This is a genomic window from Rivibacter subsaxonicus (genome assembly GCF_004217215.1).
In the GTDB taxonomy this organism is placed as follows: Bacteria; Pseudomonadota; Gammaproteobacteria; order Burkholderiales; family Burkholderiaceae_C; genus Rivibacter; species Rivibacter subsaxonicus.
Genome location: NZ_SHKP01000007.1, coordinates 148,071 through 166,789, shown reverse-complemented (window position 1 = coordinate 166,789; position 18,719 = coordinate 148,071). Strand labels below are relative to the sequence as shown.

At 69.8% G+C, this 18,719-nt stretch carries 21 protein-coding genes and 1 tRNA gene; 9 read left to right on the top strand and 13 right to left on the bottom strand.

Annotated elements, in window-relative coordinates:
- The first annotated feature begins 10 nt into the window (after window positions 1-10).
- Both ffh and EV670_RS14040 read left to right on the top strand, forming a co-directional pair.
- Complete coding sequence (gene ffh, locus EV670_RS14045) at window positions 11-1,414, top strand: signal recognition particle protein (protein WP_130433167.1); 1,404 nt, start codon at window positions 11-13, stop codon at window positions 1,412-1,414.
- A gap of 52 nt (window positions 1,415-1,466) precedes the next feature.
- On the top strand, window positions 1,467-2,222 hold the full coding sequence (locus tag EV670_RS14040; protein ID WP_130433165.1) for a DUF2726 domain-containing protein: 756 nt from the start codon (window positions 1,467-1,469) through the stop codon (window positions 2,220-2,222).
- Here EV670_RS14040 and ftsY read toward each other — a convergent pair.
- Window positions 2,219-3,325 (bottom strand): signal recognition particle-docking protein FtsY, encoded by a 1,107-nt coding sequence (gene ftsY / locus EV670_RS14035; protein WP_130433163.1) that lies wholly within the window; start codon window positions 3,323-3,325, stop codon window positions 2,219-2,221. The genes EV670_RS14040 and ftsY overlap by 4 nt on opposite strands.
- Before the next feature lie 62 nt (window positions 3,326-3,387).
- On the opposite strand from ftsY, the gene rsmD reads away from it, so the two are divergent.
- The 3 genes from rsmD to EV670_RS14020 are packed head-to-tail and all read left to right on the top strand — an operon-like array spanning window position 3,388 to window position 4,801.
- Window positions 3,388-3,987, top strand: a complete 600-nt coding sequence (gene rsmD / locus EV670_RS14030; RefSeq protein ID WP_242616977.1) for a 16S rRNA (guanine(966)-N(2))-methyltransferase RsmD — start codon at window positions 3,388-3,390, stop codon at window positions 3,985-3,987.
- Window positions 3,988-4,031: 44 nt separating this feature from the next.
- Window positions 4,032-4,529 (top strand): pantetheine-phosphate adenylyltransferase, encoded by a 498-nt coding sequence (gene coaD, locus EV670_RS14025; protein WP_130433794.1) that lies wholly within the window; start codon window positions 4,032-4,034, stop codon window positions 4,527-4,529.
- Window positions 4,530-4,540: 11 nt separating this feature from the next.
- Window positions 4,541-4,801 carry a YfhL family 4Fe-4S dicluster ferredoxin gene (locus tag EV670_RS14020; RefSeq protein WP_130433158.1) on the top strand — a complete coding sequence of 87 codons (261 nt, stop codon included), beginning with the start codon at window positions 4,541-4,543 and terminating at the stop codon, window positions 4,799-4,801.
- On the opposite strand, the gene EV670_RS14015 is transcribed toward EV670_RS14020, so the two are convergent.
- The 8 genes from EV670_RS14015 to EV670_RS13980 form a co-directional block, all read right to left on the bottom strand.
- Window positions 4,776-5,153: a hypothetical protein gene (locus EV670_RS14015; protein WP_130433156.1), complete on the bottom strand. Its 378-nt coding sequence runs from the start codon at window positions 5,151-5,153 to the stop codon at window positions 4,776-4,778. The genes EV670_RS14020 and EV670_RS14015 overlap by 26 nt on opposite strands.
- The gene (gene pth / locus EV670_RS14010; RefSeq protein WP_130433154.1) at window positions 5,150-5,788 is read right to left on the bottom strand and encodes an aminoacyl-tRNA hydrolase; all 639 of its coding nucleotides are present in this window, start codon (window positions 5,786-5,788) and stop codon (window positions 5,150-5,152) included. The genes EV670_RS14015 and pth overlap by 4 nt, the downstream gene beginning before the upstream one ends.
- 75 nt (window positions 5,789-5,863) lie before the next feature.
- Window positions 5,864-6,490, bottom strand: a complete 627-nt coding sequence (locus tag EV670_RS14005; protein WP_130433152.1) for a 50S ribosomal protein L25/general stress protein Ctc — start codon at window positions 6,488-6,490, stop codon at window positions 5,864-5,866.
- An 82-nt stretch (window positions 6,491-6,572) separates the two neighbouring features.
- Window positions 6,573-7,535 carry a ribose-phosphate pyrophosphokinase gene (locus tag EV670_RS14000; RefSeq protein ID WP_130433150.1) on the bottom strand — a complete coding sequence of 321 codons (963 nt, stop codon included), beginning with the start codon at window positions 7,533-7,535 and terminating at the stop codon, window positions 6,573-6,575.
- Window positions 7,536-7,666: 131 nt separating this feature from the next.
- Window positions 7,667-7,742: transfer RNA gene (locus tag EV670_RS13995), tRNA-Gln, on the bottom strand.
- A 76-nt stretch (window positions 7,743-7,818) separates the two neighbouring features.
- A complete protein-coding gene (ispE, locus tag EV670_RS13990) occupies window positions 7,819-8,721 on the bottom strand; it encodes a 4-(cytidine 5'-diphospho)-2-C-methyl-D-erythritol kinase (protein WP_130433148.1) in 903 nt (300 codons plus the stop codon).
- A gap of 11 nt (window positions 8,722-8,732) precedes the next feature.
- Window positions 8,733-9,272, bottom strand: coding sequence for a lipoprotein insertase outer membrane protein LolB (locus EV670_RS13985; protein WP_242616976.1), 540 nt, complete (start codon window positions 9,270-9,272; stop codon window positions 8,733-8,735).
- Entirely contained in the window at window positions 9,269-11,068 is a 1,800-nt protein-coding gene (locus EV670_RS13980) for a tetratricopeptide repeat protein (protein WP_130433146.1), read from the bottom strand. Before EV670_RS13980 ends, EV670_RS13985 begins: the two co-directional genes overlap by 4 nt.
- A gap of 64 nt (window positions 11,069-11,132) precedes the next feature.
- Here EV670_RS13980 and mutM point away from each other — a divergent pair, with 64 nt between their 5' ends.
- The 3 genes from mutM to mutY all read left to right on the top strand — a co-directional run bounded on the left by mutM (window position 11,133) and on the right by mutY (window position 15,207).
- Complete coding sequence (gene mutM / locus EV670_RS13975; protein WP_130433144.1) at window positions 11,133-11,978, top strand: bifunctional DNA-formamidopyrimidine glycosylase/DNA-(apurinic or apyrimidinic site) lyase; 846 nt, start codon at window positions 11,133-11,135, stop codon at window positions 11,976-11,978.
- 141 nt (window positions 11,979-12,119) lie between these two features.
- Window positions 12,120-14,147, top strand: coding sequence for a dynamin family protein (locus tag EV670_RS13970; protein ID WP_130433142.1), 2,028 nt, complete (start codon window positions 12,120-12,122; stop codon window positions 14,145-14,147).
- Window positions 14,140-15,207, top strand: coding sequence for an A/G-specific adenine glycosylase (gene mutY / locus EV670_RS13965; RefSeq protein ID WP_130433140.1), 1,068 nt, complete (start codon window positions 14,140-14,142; stop codon window positions 15,205-15,207). Before EV670_RS13970 ends, mutY begins: the two co-directional genes overlap by 8 nt.
- A 12-nt stretch (window positions 15,208-15,219) precedes the next feature.
- Here mutY and EV670_RS13960 read toward each other — a convergent pair whose 3' ends face one another.
- Window positions 15,220-16,110, bottom strand: a complete 891-nt coding sequence (locus EV670_RS13960) for a sterol desaturase family protein (protein ID WP_423213588.1) — start codon at window positions 16,108-16,110, stop codon at window positions 15,220-15,222.
- Window positions 16,111-16,261: 151 nt separating this feature from the next.
- Between EV670_RS13960 and EV670_RS13955 the strand changes: the two genes are divergently transcribed.
- Window positions 16,262-17,167, top strand: coding sequence for a LysR family transcriptional regulator (locus tag EV670_RS13955; RefSeq protein WP_130433136.1), 906 nt, complete (start codon window positions 16,262-16,264; stop codon window positions 17,165-17,167).
- A gap of 69 nt (window positions 17,168-17,236) precedes the next feature.
- Here the strand turns inward: EV670_RS13955 and EV670_RS13950 are convergent, their stop codons facing one another.
- From EV670_RS13950 to ruvA, 3 genes are all read right to left on the bottom strand, one after another.
- Window positions 17,237-17,596 carry a hypothetical protein gene (locus tag EV670_RS13950; RefSeq protein ID WP_242616975.1) on the bottom strand — a complete coding sequence of 120 codons (360 nt, stop codon included), beginning with the start codon at window positions 17,594-17,596 and terminating at the stop codon, window positions 17,237-17,239.
- A gap of 68 nt (window positions 17,597-17,664) precedes the next feature.
- Window positions 17,665-18,024, bottom strand: coding sequence for a GFA family protein (locus tag EV670_RS13945; protein ID WP_130433132.1), 360 nt, complete (start codon window positions 18,022-18,024; stop codon window positions 17,665-17,667).
- Between the two features lie 75 nt (window positions 18,025-18,099).
- Entirely contained in the window at window positions 18,100-18,678 is a 579-nt protein-coding gene (gene ruvA / locus EV670_RS13940; protein WP_130433130.1) for a Holliday junction branch migration protein RuvA, read from the bottom strand.
- Window positions 18,679-18,719 lie beyond the last annotated feature (41 nt).

Sequence of the window (18,719 nt, the reverse complement as noted above, 5' to 3'; positions counted from 1 at the left end):
CTTCGCACCAATGGCTTCTGCCCTCTCCGATCGCCTGGGTCGCATCGTCAAGACGATGCGGGGCCAGGCCCGCATCACCGAAGACAACGTGCAGGACATGCTGCGCGAGGTGCGCATGGCGTTGCTCGAGGCCGACGTCGCGCTGCCGGTGGTGCGCGACTTCATCGCCCGCGTCAAGCTCAAGGCGCTCGGCCAGGAGGTCGTCGGCTCGCTGACGCCGGGCCAGGTGCTGGTGTCGGTGGTGCAGAAGGAGCTCGCCGCGACGATGGGCGAGGTCGATGCCGACGGCAAGCTCAAGGCCGGCGCCAGCGAGATCAACCTCGCCACCCAGCCGCCCGCGGTGATCCTGATGGCCGGCCTGCAGGGCGCCGGCAAGACCACCACCAGTGCCAAGCTGGCCCGGCACCTGATCGAGAAGCGCCGCAAGAAGGTGCTCACGGTCTCGGCCGACATCTACCGGCCGGCGGCGATCGAGCAGCTCAAGACCGTGACGGCGCAGGCCGGCGCCGAGTGGTTCCCGTCGAGCGCCAGTGACAAGCCGGTCGAGATCGCGCTGGCCGCGCTCGATTACGCGAAGAAGCATTACTTCGACGTGCTGATCCTGGACACCGCCGGACGCCTGGGCATCGACGAGGCGCTGATGGCCGAGATCGCGGCGCTGCACGCGGCGGTCAATCCGATCGAGACGCTGTTCGTGGTCGACGCGATGCAGGGCCAGGACGCGGTCAACACCGCCAAGGCCTTCGGCGCCGCGCTGCCGCTGACCGGCATCGTGCTGACCAAGCTCGACGGCGACTCGCGCGGCGGCGCCGCGCTGTCGGTGCGGGCCATCACCGGCGTGCCGATCAAGTTTGCCGGCACCTCCGAGAAGCTCGACGGGCTCGAGGTCTTCGACGCCGAGCGCCACGCCGGCCGCGTGCTCGGCATGGGCGACATCGTCGCGCTGGTCGAGGAGGTCACCAAGGGCATCGACGTCGAGGCAGCGCAGAAGCTCGCGGGCAAGCTCAAGTCCGGCGACGGCTTCGACCTCGAGGACTTCCTGGCCCAGCTCGGCCAGATGAAGAAGATGGGCGGCCTCGGCGGCCTGATCGACAAGCTGCCGACCCAGATGATGGGCGGCAAGGCAGCCAATGTCGGTCAGGCCAACATGGACCGCGCCGAACGTGACATGCGTCGCATGGAAGGCATCATCCGTTCGATGACGCCGCTCGAACGGCGCAAGCCGGAACTGCTCAAGGCGTCGCGCAAACGCCGCATTGCGGCGGGAGCTGGTGTCCAGGTGCAAGAAGTGAATCGGCTGCTGAACCAATTCGAGCAGATGCAGGGCATGATGAAGAAGATGAAGGGCGGCGGCATGATGAAGATGATGCGCCGCATGGGTGGAGCCGGCGGGCTCAAGGGCCTGCCGCGTTGAACGGGATCCCGTCTGCGGCCGGTCGCCGAGCTGCGAACAAGGGAGCACGACGATGATTGAGCCGATCTTCTACTGGGTTGCCGGCGCCCTTGCCGTGCTGGTGCTGGGCGGACTGGTCCTGCGTGCCCGCGCCTCCAGGGCCGAGATGGGCAATGGCCGGACCGGCCGCGGCGTCGAGGCGCTCGACACCGTGATCGCCTGGCCGCCGGAGCCAACGCGCGTGCTGACCGCGGTCGAGCGCCGCGTGTTCCAGGTGCTGCGCGACGAACTGCCCGAATACCTGGTGCTGGCTCAGGTGCCGCTGTCGCGCTTCCTGCGCGTGCCGACGCGACATTCGTATACCGAGTGGATGCGTCGCGCGGGCCAGCTGTGCGCCGACCTCGTGATCTGCGACGGCAACACCCAGGTCATTGCGGTGGTCGACATCCGCCGCCTGGGCTCGACGCCGAGCGAGCGAGCAGCCAAGCGTCACGGCCGCATGGACCGCGTGCTGCGCGCCGCCGGCGTGCGCGTGCTGACCTGGTACGAAGAGAACCTGCCGCCCAAGGAGCGGGTGCGCGAGCTGGTGCTCGGCCGAGCCGGCATGGAGCTCGCGGGGCGCGAAGGCGGCGAGACGATCAGCACCCGGGCCGCCGATCCGCGCGAGATCGTCGACCGCATGGAACACGAGACGATTCCCGGTGTCGACGAGGACGCCGAGCCGCCGACCTCGACCTGGTTCGACGACTTCGACTCCAACCCGGTGCCGCTCGACGCGCCGACCGTGCCGGCGCCACCGCCCGGATCGCAGCCGCGGCGCCGGCCCTAGCCCAGCAGCGCCTGCGCGAACTCGCGTGCGTCGAATCGCTCGAGATCCTCGAGCTTCTCGCCGACCCCGATGAAGTAGACCGGCAGCGCGCGGCCATCGCTGCGCTGGCGCGACCACAGCGCGATCGCCGCCAGCACGCCGCCCTTGGCGGTGCCGTCGAGCTTGGTCAGCACCAGGCCGCTCAGGCCGAGCGCGCCATCGAAGGCCTGCACCTGCGCCAGCGCGTTCTGGCCGGTGTTGCCGTCGACCACCAGCAGCACCTCGTGCGGCGCGCCGGGCATCGCCTTGTCGAGCGTGCGCCGGACCTTCTTCAGCTCCTCCATCAGGTGCAACTGGGTCGGCAGGCGGCCGGCGGTGTCGGCGATCACGACCTCGATGCCGCGCGCCTGGCCGGCCTTGACCGCGTCGAAGCAGACGGCGGCCGGATCGCCGCCCTGCTGGCTGACGATCTCGACCTGGGTGCGGTCGGCCCAGACGCCGAGCTGCTCGCGCGCCGCGGCGCGGAAGGTGTCGGCCGCGGCCAGCAGCACGCCGTGGCCACCCACGGCCAGATGGCGCGTGAGCTTGCCGATCGTCGTGGTCTTGCCGGCGCCGTTGACGCCGACCACCATGACCACCGTCGGCGTCTGTCGCCCGATCACCAGCGGCTGCTGCAGCGGTTGCAGCAACTCGGCCACGGCTTCGGCGAGCAGCCCCTTGACGGCGGCCGGATCGGTGACGCGCGCCTCCTTGACGCGGCGCTTGAGGTCCTCGAGCAGGAAGCGGGTCGCACCGACGCCGGCATCGGCCATCAGCAGCGCGGCCTCCAGGTCCTCGTAGAGCGCGTCGTCGATGCGGGTGCCGGTGAACACCGTCGCGATGCTCGAGCCGGTGCGCCGCAAGCCCTGTCGCAGGCGGTGCACCCACGAGGCGCGCTCGACCGGGCTCTCGGCCTCGGCGACGATCTCCGGCGCCACCACCACTGCCGCTTCGATGCGCGCGGGCGCGACAACCGCAGCCGGCGCGGGCAGGTCCTCGGCCGCCGCGATCGGCACCAGCGATCGCAGATCCGGCGCGGCGGGCGGCGCCGGCTCGGCGACCTTCTTCTTGAAGAAACTGAACATGGGCCGAGGATAGCCGCCCCGGTCATCGCTCCCGGTCGATGCGCCTTCCTAGAATGGCGCCCATGTCGGCCCCTGCCCGCCCCGCTGCCCCGAGCCGACCAGGTGAAGTGCGCCTGATCGCCGGTCGCTACCGGCGCCGCAAGCTGCCGGTGGCCGACGCGCCAGGGCTGCGGCCGACGCCCGAGCGGGTCCGCGAGACGCTGTTCAACTGGCTCGGCCAGGACCTCGCCGGCTGGCGCGTGCTCGATGCCTTTGCCGGCAGCGGCGCACTCGGCTTCGAGGCCGCCTCGCGCGGCGCCACCGAGGTGCTGCTGCTCGAGTCGGACGCTGGCCTGGCGCGCACGCTGACCCAGGCCAGGCAGACGCTCGGCGCCAGCGAGATCCGCATCGAACGCGCCGATGCCTGGGCCTGGATGGCGCGAGCGCCGGGCGCAGGCTTCGACCTCGTGCTGCTCGATCCGCCCTTTGGCGCCGATCGCTTTGCCGACGCGCTCAAGCTAGCCGTGCCGCTGGTGGCGGCGCAGGGCCTGATCTACCTCGAGGCCGACCGCAGCTTCGAGGCCGATCCCGTGCTCGAGACGCTTGGCCTCGAAGCCTGGCGCCACACCCGCGCCGGCGCGGTCCATGCCCACCTTCTGCGGCGGGCGGCGGCCGACGCCTAAACTTGCAGCCTCAACTCCAAGGATCCGCCTTGCCTGGCCGCAGCCTGCTCACCGCCGTCTATCCCGGCACCTTCGACCCGATGACGCTCGGGCACGAGGACCTGATGCGCCGTGCCGGCCGGCTGTTCGACCGGCTGATCCTGGCGGTCGCGGCCGGTCACCACAAGCGCACGCTGTTCACGATCGCCGAGCGCCTCGAGATCGCGCAGGAACTGGCGGGGCGCTACGAGAACGTCGAGGTGATCGCCTTTCGCGGGCTGCTGCGCGACTTCGTCGTCGAGCATGGCGGCAAGGTCGTCGTGCGCGGGCTGCGCGCGGTCAGCGACTTCGAGTACGAGTTCCAGATGGCCGGCATGAACCGCCAGTTGATGCCCGATGTCGAGACCGTGTTCCTGACGCCGAGCGATCAGTACCAGTTCGTCAGCGGCACCTTCGTGCGCGAGATCGCGATGCTCGGCGGCGATGTCAGCAAGTTCGTCGCACCCTCGGTGCTGCGACGGCTGCAGGAGCGGCGCGACGGCAACGGCACGCAGTCGACCTGAGGAGGCTTGCGATGGCCCTCATGATCACGGACGAGTGCATCAACTGCGATGTCTGCGAGCCCGAGTGCCCCAACCAGGCGATCTCGATGGGCCCGGAGTTCTACGTGATCGAGCCGGGCAAGTGCACCGAATGCGTGGGCCACTTCGACGAGCCGCAGTGCGTGCAGGTCTGCCCGGTGGCGTGCATCCCGATCAATCCGCAGCACCGCGAGAGCAGGGATCAGCTGTGGACAAAGTTCAGGCTGCTCACTGAGGCGAAGTCTTCGGCTTGACCGGTTCGCGGTAGATCGTCGGCTTGGAGGCCGCGGCCTTCGGCGCCTTGGCGACCTGGGCGGGTGGCTCGGGCTCCGCGCTCAGGCTGCCGGCCGTCGCGGGCTTGATGCGGCGTTCGGCCTGCTCGCGCTCGCGCTCCATCGCGTCGGCCAGTTTCGCGTTCTGCGTCGCCGCCTTCTGCGCCTCGCGCCGCTGCGCGGCCGAGCGCGGGTCGCTCAGGTCGAGCGCCTTGCCATCGGCGCAAGGCTGCTGCGAGTAGGTGCTCGCGTCGGGTCCGCAGCGGTAGATCTTCTGGGCGATCGCTGGCGCCGCCGCCAGCAGAAGTGCCGCGAGCAGCGACGCGCGCCTCATGGCAGCACGTCCTCGACCAGCGCCGGCGGCCGCGGCGGCTTGGGGCGCGGCGGCTTGCTGGTGTGCAGCAACTGCGTCGCCTTGGTCATGTCGCCGGACAGCAGATGCGGCAGCGCCGCCAGCGAGCGCACGAGGCTGGCCTCGATGGCCTCGCGGTGGGTGGGACTCGGCTTGCCGAGCACGTAGTTCGCGACCTCGGTCTTGACGCCCGGATGGCCGATGCCGATGCGCAGCCGCCAATAGTCGGCGCTGCCGAGCTGGGCATGGATATCGCGCAGCCCGTTGTGGCCGGCGTGACCGCCACCCTGCTTGAGCTTGAGTTCGCCCGGCGGCAGGTCGAGCTCGTCGTGCGCCACGAGCACCTCGTTCGGCGCAATCTTGAAGAAGCGCACCAGCGCCGCGACCGACTTGCCGGAGAGATTCATGTAGGTCTGCGGCGCCAGCAGCCAGACCGGGCCGTCGATGCCCGGCAGCGGCCGGCTCACGCGCGCGGCGAGGCCGAAGTAGCTGCGCTCGGGCAGCAGCGAGGTCTTGAACTCGCGCGCCACATCGTCGAGCCACCAGAAGCCCGCGTTGTGGCGGGTGGCCTCGTACTCGGGGCCGGGGTTGCCGAGGCCTACGAACAATCGAATCATGAGCGCGATTATCCAGACGGTCCGCCAACAAAAAAGCCCCGGCGAACCGGGGCTTCTTGGCGAGGCGCGAAGCGATTACTTCTTGCCCTTGCCCTTGGCCGGGGCGGCAGCGGCGGGCGCCGGGGCGGCCACGACCACCTCTTCGACCACCGGCGCCACGACCGTGGCGACGACCGGGTTCTTCTTGCCGTGCAGCACGACCTTGACGCCGGCGCCGAGCTGGAGGTCGTCGACATGCAGCGACTGGCCCTTGGCCAGACCCGACACGTCCACGTTCAGGAACTCGGGCAGCTTCTGCGCCAGGCACTCGATCTCGAGCTCGGTGATCACGTGGTTGATCAGGCAACCGTCGAGCTTGACCGCCTGCGAGTTCTCTTCGCCGACGAAGTGCAGCGGCACCTTCTTGCGGATCCTGGTGGTGGCGTCGACGCGCTGGAAGTCCACGTGTAGCACGAGTTGCTTGAAGGGGTGCATCTGCACGTCGCGCAGGATGACCTGCTCGACCGCACCGGCCAGTTCCATGTCCAGGATCGACGAATGGAAGGATTCCTTCTTGAGCGCATGGAACAGCGCGTTGTGATCGATCTCGATCATCTGCGGCTCCTTGGCGCCGAAGACGATGCCGGGCACCTTGCCCGAGATGCGCAGGCGGCGGCTCGCTCCGGTCCCCTGCAGTTCGCGCGTGTAGGCGACGAATTTCATGTTGAATCTCCAAAAGTTGGAAGGCCCGCGACCAGGCTTTCCGGGTGAACCCGCCGACACCGTGCCGGCGGGGCTGCGCGGATCAGAAGTTGTTGTTCTGTTCCGAGAAGAGGGAAGTGACCGACTCGCCGTCCGAGATGCGGCGGATGGTCTCGGCGAACAGGAAGGCCACGCTGAGCTGGCGAATCTTGGGCGTGGTCTTGCCCTCGGCGCCCAGCGGAATCGTGTTGGTGATCACCACTTCGTCGAGCGACGAGGCCTTGATGCGCTCGATTGCCGGGCCGGAGAAGATCGGGTGCGTGCAGTAGGCGTAGACGCTCTTGGCGCCGCGCTCCTTGAGCACGTCGGCCGCCTTCACCAGGGTGCCGGCGGTGTCGATCATGTCGTCCATGATCACGCAGTTGCGGCCGTCGATCTCGCCGATGACGTGCATCACTTCGGAGACGTTGGCAGCCGGACGCCGCTTGTCGATGATCGCCAGGTCGCAGTCAAGCTGCTTGGCCAGCGCGCGGGCCCGCACCACGCCACCGACGTCGGGCGAAACCACGATCAGGTTTTCGTAGTTCTTGCTTTTGAGGTCGGCCAGCAGCACCGGCGAGGCGTAGATGTTGTCGACCGGAATGTCGAAGAAGCCCTGGATCTGGTCGGCATGCAGGTCCATGGTCAGCAGGCGATTGACGCCAACCGCCTCGAGCATGTTGGCGACCACCTTGGCCGAGATCGGCACCCGCGTCGAGCGCGGACGGCGATCCTGGCGCGCATAGCCGAAGTACGGAATCACCGCGGTGATGCGGCCGGCGGAAGCCCGCTTGAGCGCATCGACCATGATGAAGAGCTCCATCAGGTTCTCGTTCGTCGGCGCACCGGTCGGCTGCACGACGAAGACGTCGCGCGCACGAACGTTCTGCTGGATCTCGACCGTCACCTCGCCATCGGAGAAGCGACCCACCTGGGCGCGGCCGAGCGAGATGCCGAGATGGTTGGCGATCTCCTGCGCGAGGGCGGGATTCGCGTTGCCGGTAAACAGGACGGTGGACGAGAGCATGGCGCGCCTTTCGCGGAAGGCGCTCCGCCGCCGAGCGCGTCGCCGCGCCGCGCGGGACACCCGCTGCAACGACACGGCGCCCCTCGGGGCGCCGCGCGAAATCTACTCAATCAACGCTGAGACCAAAGATTTGGCAGGGGGTGAGGGACTCGAACCCCCGCATGTCGGAATCAAAATCCGATGCCTTACCAACTTGGCGAACCCCCTACACAGGTCAGCGCTTGCGCGCTCACCCAAAAACTGTCGCCGGCTCGGGGCGGCTTCTGCGCGGTGACGAACTCGATCAGGGATCGAGCCAGTCGGCCAGCGGATGCCGCTCCAGGCCCCGGCACAGGCGAAACACCCAGCCCGCCGGCAGCTCACGACCGATGTCACTCGCCTCCGGCGGCGCCTGGTCGAATGAATCGCCGACGCCGGTTTCCGCAAACACCGCGCTGCCCGAGCCCGACATGCGGCTGTTGCCGTAGCGGGCCTTCAGCAGCTCCAGGGCCTGGCCGACCTCTCCGCTGTGCGCCATCGCTGGCGGCTGCAGATCGTTCCGACCGAACCCTGCAAGCTCCCCGTTTCCGGGAATCCTGAGGCTTGCAAGAAAGACCGCGAGTTTAGCACGCGGCGTGTCGCGGGCCAAGAGTGAGCTGCCGAAAATCGCCTGGGTGGGGATCGCGACGGCCGGTTTAAGGACTGCAAAGCGCAGCGGCGGCAGTTCGATCGGCGTCAACTGCTCGCCGACACCCTCGACCCAAGCGTTATGCCCGCCCACGAAGAACGGCACGTCGGCGCCAAGCGTCAACGCCAGCGCCGCCAGGCGCGCACGCGGCCAGTGCAGGTCCCACAGGCGGTTCAGCGCCAGCAGCACGGTGGCGGCATCGGAACTGCCGCCGCCGAGCCCGGCGCCCCAGGGCACGCGCTTGTCGATCGAGATGTCGGCGCCGAGGGCGCTGCCGCTGGCCTGCTGCAAGGCGCGCGCGGCGCGCAGGCACAGGTCATCGGCCGGCAGTGCGGGGCCGAGGTCGTGCCGTGCCAGCCGCCCGTCGCTGCGGCGCTCGAGGTGCAGCGTGTCGCACCAGTCGATCAGCGCGAAGACCGACTGCAGCAGGTGGTAGCCGTCCTCGCGCCGGCCGACCACGTGCAGGAACAGGTTCAGCTTGGCCGGCGCCGGCAGTTCGGTCAGGGACAGGATGGCCATCTGCGATCGGCTCAGTGCTCGTCGAGCTTGATGCGCAGGCTCACCGCCGGCGGCGGGACACGCGTGATCAGCACCCAGCCGGCCGCGCGTTCGAGCAGCGAGACCTGCCAGTCCTGCTGGCCGTGGCGCTGCACGAAAAGGCTTTCGGTCGCGCCCGTCGCCACCGGCGCGCCAGCCCAGGGGCGGCCGCGCAACCAGTCGGGCAGCGCCGCCAGCGGTACCGGCTCGCCCAGGGTGCCGGTCGCCAGCGCGTCCAGGTCGGCGAAGGACTCGGTCCCGCGTTCGCTCTTGAGCCAGGCGCCGTCCGGCGCCCAGCGCGCCTCGGCGACGCGGGTGCCGATCGGCGTGTCGAGCAGCAGACGGCCGCGTTGCGCATCGCCCTCGAGTTCGAAGTTGGCGGCCATGCTGCGCGGCGCTTCGCCCGGCCGCTCGACCCGCAGGCTCAGGCGGCCACTCAGGCTCTGCTGCTGCACCGGCTCGGGAGGTGGCGTCGCGCAGCCGGCCAGCGCCGCCGCGAGCAGGATCGCGACCGGGCGCCACGGCAGCTTCACAGGTCGACCTTCAGGCGCGCCAGCGTTTCCTTGAGGACCTCGTTGGCGGCATCGCGGTTGCGCGCCTCGCGCAGCACGCGCCGTGCTTCGTCGCGCTGGCCGGCCACCCACAGCACCTCGCCGAGGTGGGCCGCGATCTCGGGGTCGGGCCGCGCCTGGAAGGCCTGGCGCAGCCACTTGATCGCCTCGTCGCGATTGCCCATCCGGTACTCGACCCAGCCGAGGCTGTCGACCAGGAAGGGGTCGCCCGGCGCCAGCTCGAGCGCCTTGCGGATCAGCTCGCGCGCCTCCGGCAGCCGCAGATTGCGATCGGCCAGCGAGTAGCCGAGCGCGTTGTAGGCATGGTGGTAGCTCGGCTTGAGCGCGATCACGCGCCGCAGCAGAACCTCCATCTCGTCGACCCGGCCGAGCTTCTCGTCGAGCATCGCCTGCTCGTACAGCAGGTCGACGTCGTCGGGAAACTTCGCGTTGGCCTGCACCAGCACCTCGCGCGCGGCCGTCCACTGTTGCGCCTCGCGCAGCAGCTGGGTCTCGGCCAGCAGCTTGGCGCGCGCCACCTCGGGCGAGCGCTCGGGAATCTGGCGCAGCAGAGCGCGCGCCTGCTCGAGCTTGCCCTGGCGCGCCAGCAGCGAGGCGCGGCGCGCCTGCACCGCCAGTTGGTCGGGGTCCTCGACGCGCGACAGCCAGGCGTCGGCGGCCGCGAAATCGCGCCGCTGCTCGGCCGCCTGGGCCAGTAGCAGGTAGGCTTGGGCACGCCGCTGCGTCGGTGTCGCGCCGTCCTCGGCTTCCTCGTCGGTATTGCCGGTGGCGTCGATGCGCTCGAGGTAGGTCTTCAGCGCCAGCTCCGCGGCCTGCGGCTGCTTGAGCTCGAGCCGCAGCGCGCCGAGCGCAAGCCAGGCATCGGCCAGCTCCGGGGTCTCGCGCGTGATCTGCTCCAGCAGCGGCACCGCATCGGCGTAGCGCTGCTGGCCGGCGAGCGCACGCGCATACATGAGGCGCAGCGCCTGCCGAACCGCCGCCGTGGCAGGTGGTTCCGCGGCCAGGAAGCGCTTGATCGCGTCCTCGGCGCGCGGCTCCTTGGGCATCAGTTCGACCGCCAGCACCGCCGCCGATTCGGAGCGCGGGTCGAGCGCCTGGGCCCGCTGCAAGGCATCGAGCGAGCCGGCCGCGTCGCCGGCGGCCAGACGCATGCGGCCGAGCGCCGCCCAGGCCGCCACCGTCGAGGCCGGCTCGTCGGCGATCCGCCCGGAGGTGTAGGGCTGCAGCACCTGCTCGACCACGGCCAGCGATTCCTTGGCGTCCGTGTTGCGCGCGAAGTAGCGCGGCAGCGCGGCGATCGCGCCGACCCGGTCGGCCGGCGGCACCAGCGAGATCACACGCTTGAGCGGCTCGACCGCCTCCCGCACTCGCCCCATGCCGGCGAGGATCTGCACCTCGTAGCGACCAGCGTCGAGCGACTTGGGCAGCGTCTGCGACCAGGCCCGCGCCGCGGCAAGCGCCTGCTCGCCGGCGCGCGCCTGGATCGCGATATCGGTGGCGCGCTGGAACAGGTTCTCGTCGCGCAGCCGGCGTGCGGCGTCGAGGTAGATCTCGTAGGCGGTGCCGCCGTCGCCGTCGCGCAGCTCCATCTCACCGATCAGCAGCTCGTAGAACAGCGGTGCGTCGATGCGCGAGTTGTCGACCGGCGGCGGCACCGGCGCGGCCGGTGCCTCGGCCCGCGTCTGCGCGACCGCTGCGGCGCCGTACAAAAGGCCGGCGGCCAGCAGCATCAACATCAACGGGCGCGACAGCGGCATCGGGGCTCCAGATCGGACAAGGCGTGGTCAGGTCCATTCTATGCAGCGCTCGATAATGACCTTGATGCCCGAACTGCCCGAGGTCGAAGTCACGCGCCTGAGTCTGGTCGAACGCAGCCGCGGCGCGCGCATCCGCGGCGTGCGCCTCGGCAAGCCGCTGCGCTGGCCGCTCGGTTGCGAGCCACAGGCGCTGGTCGGGCGCGCGATCACCGATGTCAGCCGGCGCGGCAAGTACCTCTGGTTCTCGCTCTCGCCCGCCGCCGGCGGCGCGGCGCAGGCCCACGACGGACTGCTGATGCACCTGGGCATGTCGGGCTCGCTGGCCTGGCGCCCGCTGCCGGCGCCACCACCCGGACCCTGGGACCACTTCGAACTCGACACCGACCGCGGCCTGCTGCGCCTGTCGGACCCGCGTCGCTTCGGTGCCGTGCTGTGGTCGCCGTCGATGCATGAGGGCGCCGCCGGCAAGCTGCTGGCCACGCTCGGCATCGAGCCCTTCGACGCCGGCTTCGACGGCCGCTTCCTGCACGCGCAACTCCAGCGCCGCAGCGCGCCGATCAAGACCGTGCTGCTGGCCGGCGACGTGGTGGTCGGCGTCGGCAACATCTACGCCAGCGAGGCGCTGTTCGCCGCCGCGATCGACCCGCGCGCGCCGGCCCGACGCCTGAGCCTGGCGCGCTGCGAACGGCTGGCCGGCGCGATCCGAAGCGTGCTGGCGCGCGCGCTCGCGCTCGGCGGCAGCACGCTGCGCGACTTTCGCGACGCGCATGGCATGGACGGCGCCTTCCAACTCGAGGCCAAGGTCTACGGCCGGGCCGGCGAAGCATGCCGGCGCTGCCCGGGCACGGTGAAGCGTTTGCTGCAAGGCCAGCGTGCCACTTACTTCTGCTCACGATGCCAGCACCGTTGAGAGTCCGCACGGTGGGCAACCTGTCACGCCCAACCCACAGTCGGTGCGCCCCGCGCCTCTAGCGAGCGCTCGCGCGCGACGCGCTGGGCTACGATGACCGATGAACCTGATTCCCCGGCCCGCGCCGGCCTCGCGCACACCATGACCGCCTCGTTTGCCCGCAGCTTCGACGCCCTCGGCGGCTGGCGCTCCAGCCTCGAGTCGCGCGTGCGCGAGGTGGCCCGCTTCCTGCGCGAGCACGACCTGCTCGACGGCCCGATCGCCGACCAGCTCGAGTCGCTGCGCGCCCGCTTTTCCGACGACAAGCTGGTGGTCGCCTTCGTCGCCGAGTTCTCGCGCGGCAAGTCCGAACTGATCAACGCGATCTTCTTTGCCGACAGCGGCCGCCGCATCCTGCCGGCCGCGGCCGGCCGCACCACGATGTGCCCGGTCGAGCTGGCCTGGGACGCCGAGGAACCGCCGAGTCTGGCGTTGCTGCCGGTCGAGACGCGGCTGGGCAAGAGCACGCTCGGCGAGTTGCGCACCCAGCCGCGCGCCTGGACCCGCCTGCCGCTCGATCCGAGCAATGCCGACGGCCTGGCCGAGGCGATGCAGGAGGTCACGCGCACCCGCTACGTCACGCTCGACGAGGCGCAGGCGCTCGGCTTCTGGGACGACGATCGTCCCGACGACAACCCGCAACGCGCCGCCGACGGCCGCGTCGAGGTGCCGGCCTGGCGCCACGCGCTGATCAACCTGCCGCATCCGCTGCTCAAGCGCGGACTGGTCGTGATCGACACACCGGGGCTCAACGCGATCGGCGCCGAACCCGAGCTCACGCTCGGCCTGCTGCCGAGCGCCCACGCCACGCTCTTCGTGCTCGGCGCCGACACCGGCGTCACGCGCTCCGACCTCGCGATCTGGCGCGACCACCTCGACGGCGCCGGCATCGCACGCTTCGTGGCGCTCAACAAGATCGACGCGCTGGCCGACCCGCTCAGCCCGCCCGAGGTCAACGAGGCGCAGATCCTGCGCCAGTGCGAGGACGTCGCGCGCACGCTCGAACTGCCGATCCATGCGGTCTACCCGGTCTCGGCGCGCCAGGCCCTGGCCGCGCGCGTCGAGGGCGATGCCGCCGGGCTCGAACGAAGCCGCCTGCCGGTGCTGGAGCACGCACTCGCCGAGCAGTTGCTGCCGGCGCGCCGCGAGCTGCTGGCACACCAGGGCACCGAGGGCTTTGGCGAGATCAACGCGCAGGTTCAGCGGCGCCTCACCGACCGTCGGCGCCAGCTCTCCGAGCAGTTGCTCGAGTTGCGCGGCCTGCGTGGCAAGAACAGCGCCAAGGTGCGCCTGATGCTCAACCGCATCGAGGCCGAGACCAGCGAGTTCGAGCAGTGCATCGCCCGCCTGCAGGCGATGCGCGCGGTGCACTCGCGCATGCTCAAGGACGCGCTGCTCGACCTCGGCTCGGACCGCCTGCGTGCCGACATCGACGGCTTCGAGGAGGTGATGCGCAGCACCGTGCTGCAGATCGGCTCGCGCAAGGCCTTTGCCAAGCTCTGCGCGCAGCTGCGCGAACGCCTGGCGCAGGCGCAGGTGCGCGGCGACGAGATCCACCAGATGCTGGAAGCCTCGTTCGCCAAGCTCAACGCCGAGTACGGCTTCAGCCTCGCGGTGAGCAAGGGCGCCGACCTGTCGCGCTTCATGCGCGACCTCGACCTGATCGAGCGCAACTACGTGCAGTACCTCGGCCTCGGCCAGGCGCTCAAGCTCACGCAGCTGCGCCAGTTCGAGCAGTTCCGGCGCATGCTGATCTCGCGCCTGCGCGTGGTCTTCGAGAGCGCCGCCGGGGAACTCGAGTTGTGGAACAAGACCGCCTCGGCCCAGATCGACTCGCAGCTGCGCGACCGCCGGCGCGGCTTCAAGCGCCGGCGCGAGGCGCTCGAGCGCATCCAGGGCGCCGCCGGCGAGCTCGAGTCGCGGCTGGCCGAGCTCGAATCGCAGGACATGCGGCTGCAGTTGCAGCAAAGGCGCCTCGGCGAACTCGTCGCCGCCGCCAAGGCCCAGGCCAACGCCCGGCCCGGCACCGTGGTGGCGATGGACAAGGGCTTTGCCGACACCACGCCGGTGAGCCTGATCGACCTGCCGATTGGCGAGGACGAACCGAGCGTCGGCGCCCTGCGTGCCTGAACTGGGAAGGCCGGGTGCCCCGGCCGAACTCTCGGCTCGCGTCGTCGCCTGGCAACGCCAGCACGGGCGGCACGAGTTGCCCTGGCAACAGACACGCGACCCCTACCGCGTCTGGCTGTCGGAGATCATGCTGCAGCAGACCCAGGTCACGACGGTCCGTGCCTACTACGCGCGCTTTCTCGAACGCTTCCCCGACATCGCCGCGCTCGCCGCGGCGCCGCTCGACGAGGTGCTGTCGGCCTGGGCCGGCCTCGGCTACTACAGTCGCGCGCGCAACCTGCACGCCTGCGCGCAGGCAGTGATGAGCCACCACGGCGGACGCTTTCCCAACAACGCCGCCGAGCTCGAAACCCTGCCCGGCATCGGCCGCTCGACCGCCGCTGCCATCGCCGCCTTCTGTTTCGATGAGCGCGCCGCGATCCTCGACGGCAACGTCAAGCGGGTGCTGACGCGTGCGCTCGGCTTTGGCGACGACCTCGCCAGTGCCACCAACGAGCGCGCACTATGGGATCGCGCACAGGCGCTGCTGCCACCCTCGGCGACCGACATGCCGGCCTACACCCAGGGGCTGATGGATCTCGGCGCCACCGTCTGCAGCACGCGCAAGCCGGACTGCCTGCTGTGCCCGCTGAGCGAGATCTGCATCGCGCGCGGCGAGGGCCGACCCGAGGCCTATCCGGTGAAGACCCGGAAGCTCAAGCGCGGCGCGCGCGAGCAGTGGTGGCTGTGGCTGGTGGCGCCGGACGGCGCGGTCTGGTTGCAGCAGCGGCCAGCCAAGGGCGTGTGGGCCGGCTTGTGGACGCTGCCGCTGTTCGACAGCGAGGATGCGTTGCTTGATGCGCTGACGGCACTCGGCGTGCATCAGGCCTGCGAACCGCAGCCGGTCGTGCGCCATGTCTTGACGCACTTCGACTGGACACTGCATCCGCGACGGGTGCCGCTGAACGACCGCGCGGACGCCACGCGGCTGGCGGCCGTACTCGGCGGCGGCCAGTGGGTCGGCACCGAGGCGCTACGCGCGATCGCGTTGCCGGCTCCGCTGCGCAAGCTTCTCGTCTAGGGTCTGCCGGCACTAGCGAAGGCCGCGCGCCAGGTCGCCATCGACCTCCTCCTGCGCCACGGCGCGGCCGCCGGGCGCCAGTGCCGAATGCGTTCGCCTTGACCGCAAGAGCGGGTAGAACATCTCGACGAACCAGCGCTCCTTGCCGTAGACCAGATCGTCCTGCAGCCCGACCTGCGCCGGATAGCGGCGGGTGATCTTGGCGGTGCCGAACAGCATGTCCCAGACGAACAGCAGGTTGCCGAAGTTGCCCTTGTAGTGGCCGATGCCGTCGTCGTTGGTCAGGGCATGGTGGGCCCAGTGGGTGGCGGGCGTCGAGAAGGTTCGCTCGACCACCCAGGCCAGCGGATGCAGCCACCTGTAGCGGTACAGGGGTTCGTCCCAGCGCACGGCGCTGTGCGCCCCAAGGATCACCGTCAGCTTGACCACGATGTAGACCAGGTAGACGGTGCCGAAGCCAAGGTAGATCAGCACGCCCGAGATCCACAGCCCCGGCATCATCAGGTAGTAGAAGAAGTTGTTTCTGTAGGTGATGCGGATGCTCATGTAGTGAGCCGTGTGGTGCGCGCGGTGCAAGGGCCATAGCAGCGGCGTGTGCGAGGCCCGATGCCACCAGTACTGCGTCATGTCGTCGCCGACCAGCAGGATCGCCGTCATGGCCCACCATGGCAGGTGGGCCCAGGCGCCGCGCTGCTCCGGCATCAGCAGCGAGCCGAGCTTGCCGGTGACGGCAAAGATCAGCGGTTGCGAGACCGCGATCAGCGCCACGAACATGAACAGTTCGAGCTTGGTGTCGTCGCGCGTGGCGCGAAAGTTCCTGTGGCGCCCGGAGAAGATCTCCAGCAGCGCGAAGCTCAGGATGATCGTGACGAGCACGATGTTCTGTACGGGGTTCACTCCGATGTCTCCTCTTGACCGGCTTCATCGGCAAGCCCCGAGAGCGGGACGGAACGCGAGACCGTTGCGCATTGTTGTGACGCACCGGCATTGAGTCCAATGCATATTCAAATCAGAATCAATGCACCGACTGCAACGCACGTCGAAGGGAGTCTGCATGGATCTCAAGCGCTGGACTCACGTCATCGCGGTCGCCGACCGGCGCAGCTTTGCGCGCGCCGCCGAGCAGGTCCACATCAGCCAGCCGGCACTGACCCGCAGCATCCAGGCGGCCGAGGCCGAACTGGGGCTGCGCCTGTTCGACCGCGGCACGCAGGAGGTCTTGCCGACGGCGGCCGGGGAGTTCGTGATCACGCGTGCGCGCCAACTCATCTTCAACAGCCGTTGCCTCGAACGCGACGTGGAGCTCTACCTCAACCGCACCCTGGGCGACACGGCCTTCGGCGTCGGCCCGTTCCCGGCGGCGACCTTCCTGCCCTCGCTGCTGGCCGGTCTGCGGCGCGACTTTCCCGGCGTCAACCTGCGCGTCGAGGTCAGCAACTGGCAACTGTTGCTGACACGCTTGCGCGAGGAAGACATCGAGTTCTTCGTTGCCGAAACGCGCGACCTGCCAGCCGATCCCCGGATCGACGTGCGCCCCTTGCGCAAGGAGCCCGGTGGCACCTACGTGCGCGCCGGGCACCCGCTGGCTGCACGCAAGGCGGTCACGCTGCGGCAGGTGTGGGAGTACGGGGTCGCGACGGTGCGCCTGCCGCAGGGCGTACGAGCCGTGCTGGCTCGGTTGCTCGAGGCGGGCTCGCCGTCCGAGTTGCGTTTGGCCCTGGAGTGCGACGACGTGGACGTGCTGAAGGCGGTTGCGCTCGCCTGCGACACGGTGCTGGCCGCACCGCATGCCGCGGTCGCGGCCGAGCTCGCATCGCGGACGCTGCGCCCGCTCACCGTCTCGGGTCTACCGCCGCTGTTTTCGAGCATGGGCGTGGTGACCTTGCGCGGGAGGACGCCGTCGCCGATGGCGGATCTCGTCATCCGGCGGCTGCCGGCAGACGGTGCGACAAGGCAGTGACCGCTTGCAAGCTCGGACGCATTGGCCGCAGACCAGGGCAGAACTGCTTCACCCGAAGACCGCCACCGATCAGGAGCGCGCACGGCGCGCCACCATGACCGGCATCAGCGCAAAGATCCCGAGCATCACCAGATAGACGGCGCCCGAAACCGGATCCCGGCTGGCGATGTACTGGGCGAGCGACCGATTCCCGAGCAGCAGCGCCAGACCAAGCTCTGCGGCGAGCAGCAGCGCCAGGGCGAGGAAGCCAACCGAGAGCCGGACACCGAGCGTCGGCGGCAGCGCGAAACGGCGCACGACGCAGCGTGCGGCGAGAACGATCGCCACCAGCATCAGCGGCATCTCGATGAGTTCGGCGGCCCGCTCGCCAAGGCGCGGCACCAGGAACGGCACGCGCACCGAGCCGAGCGCGAAGCCCGCACCGAACACGAGGCCGAAGTAGCTGGCGCCTGCCTTGAGAACGCGCATCTGGCGGTGCCGGCTTGCTCGGGCCTCGATCAGCCGAGGTACTTCCAGGTGGACGCGCCGTCGAGCAGACGGATTCGGACCGGCCCCAACGACTCCGGCTCGAAATTGCGTGCGTTGACACCGACCCGGCTGCTCGCCGCCGGCAGGATGTGCTCCCAGTGCGTGATGCAGGCGCAGATGTTGCACCTGACGAACCTCAGCCTCCTGTCACCCCAGGCATAGTCGCTGGTCGCTCCGGGCGCGGCGCTGACGCGCACCTCGGATGCCTTGTAGTAGGCCCACAAGGTGCCGTAGCGGCGGCAGATCGAGCAGTTGCAGTTGGTCAGGCTGCGCGGCTTGCGCGGCACTTCGACCCGGACGGCTCCGCAGTGGCAAGTTGCAGCGATCATGGGCGCGCTCCTCGTGATCCGGATCGGTCGATTCAGGCCCTGTCGCGAGGCTGCGGCGCCGGTGGCCGGCCTGCCCTATCTCGCCAAGGCCTTCAACGCCTGCTTGATGCCCTCGCTCACCGGCACCTCGGCCGGCAGCGCCTTGACCGCCGCCTGTGCCTCGCGCTCGCTGTAGCCCAGCGCGACCAGCGCCTGCAGGATGTCGGCCTGCGCGTCGCTCACCGGCGCGCTGCCGGCGGGCAGGCCGAGGTCGGCGCCGAGCTTGCCCTTCAGCTCCAGCAGCAGTCGCTCGGCGGTCTTCTTGCCGATGCCGGGCACCTTGACCAGGCGGCCGGTGTTCTGCGCGGTGATGGTCTGCGCGAGCTCGGCCACGCTCAAGCCGGAGAGGATCGACAGCGCCATGCGCGGGCCGATGCCGCTGATCTTGATGAGCTGGCGAAAGGTATCGCGCTCGGGCACGGTCAGGAAGCCGAACAGCAGCTGCGCGTCCTCGCGCACCACGAAGTGGGTCAGCAGCGTGACCCGCTCGCCGAGCGCCGGCAGGTTGTAGAAGCTGCTCATCGGCACGTCGACCTCGTAGCCGACACCCTGCACGTCGAGCAGGATCTGGGGCGGGCTCTTTTCGGCGAGCGTTCCGGTGAGGCGACCGATCATGGTCGCGAATTATCGAGGGCGCACCGTGGCGCCAAACGCAC

What these genes read in the sequence shown, in the direction of transcription:
- ffh (WP_130433167.1), top strand. Translation starts at nt 11, where the DNA reads ATGGCTTCTGCCCTCTCCGATCGCCTGGGTCGCATCGTCAAGACGATG.
- EV670_RS14040 (WP_130433165.1), top strand. Translation starts at nt 1,467, where the DNA reads ATGATTGAGCCGATCTTCTACTGGGTTGCCGGCGCCCTTGCCGTGCTG.
- ftsY (WP_130433163.1), bottom strand. Translation starts at nt 3,325, where the DNA reads ATGTTCAGTTTCTTCAAGAAGAAGGTCGCCGAGCCGGCGCCGCCCGCC.
- rsmD (WP_242616977.1), top strand. Translation starts at nt 3,388, where the DNA reads ATGTCGGCCCCTGCCCGCCCCGCTGCCCCGAGCCGACCAGGTGAAGTG.
- EV670_RS14020 (WP_130433158.1), top strand. Translation starts at nt 4,541, where the DNA reads ATGGCCCTCATGATCACGGACGAGTGCATCAACTGCGATGTCTGCGAG.
- EV670_RS14015 (WP_130433156.1), bottom strand. Translation starts at nt 5,153, where the DNA reads ATGAGGCGCGCGTCGCTGCTCGCGGCACTTCTGCTGGCGGCGGCGCCA.
- pth (WP_130433154.1), bottom strand. Translation starts at nt 5,788, where the DNA reads ATGATTCGATTGTTCGTAGGCCTCGGCAACCCCGGCCCCGAGTACGAG.
- EV670_RS14005 (WP_130433152.1), bottom strand. Translation starts at nt 6,490, where the DNA reads ATGAAATTCGTCGCCTACACGCGCGAACTGCAGGGGACCGGAGCGAGC.
- EV670_RS14000 (WP_130433150.1), bottom strand. Translation starts at nt 7,535, where the DNA reads ATGCTCTCGTCCACCGTCCTGTTTACCGGCAACGCGAATCCCGCCCTC.
- ispE (WP_130433148.1), bottom strand. Translation starts at nt 8,721, where the DNA reads ATGGCCATCCTGTCCCTGACCGAACTGCCGGCGCCGGCCAAGCTGAAC.
- EV670_RS13980 (WP_130433146.1), bottom strand. Translation starts at nt 11,068, where the DNA reads ATGCCGCTGTCGCGCCCGTTGATGTTGATGCTGCTGGCCGCCGGCCTT.
- mutM (WP_130433144.1), top strand. Translation starts at nt 11,133, where the DNA reads ATGCCCGAACTGCCCGAGGTCGAAGTCACGCGCCTGAGTCTGGTCGAA.
- EV670_RS13970 (WP_130433142.1), top strand. Translation starts at nt 12,120, where the DNA reads ATGACCGCCTCGTTTGCCCGCAGCTTCGACGCCCTCGGCGGCTGGCGC.
- EV670_RS13955 (WP_130433136.1), top strand. Translation starts at nt 16,262, where the DNA reads ATGGATCTCAAGCGCTGGACTCACGTCATCGCGGTCGCCGACCGGCGC.
- EV670_RS13945 (WP_130433132.1), bottom strand. Translation starts at nt 18,024, where the DNA reads ATGATCGCTGCAACTTGCCACTGCGGAGCCGTCCGGGTCGAAGTGCCG.
- ruvA (WP_130433130.1), bottom strand. Translation starts at nt 18,678, where the DNA reads ATGATCGGTCGCCTCACCGGAACGCTCGCCGAAAAGAGCCCGCCCCAG.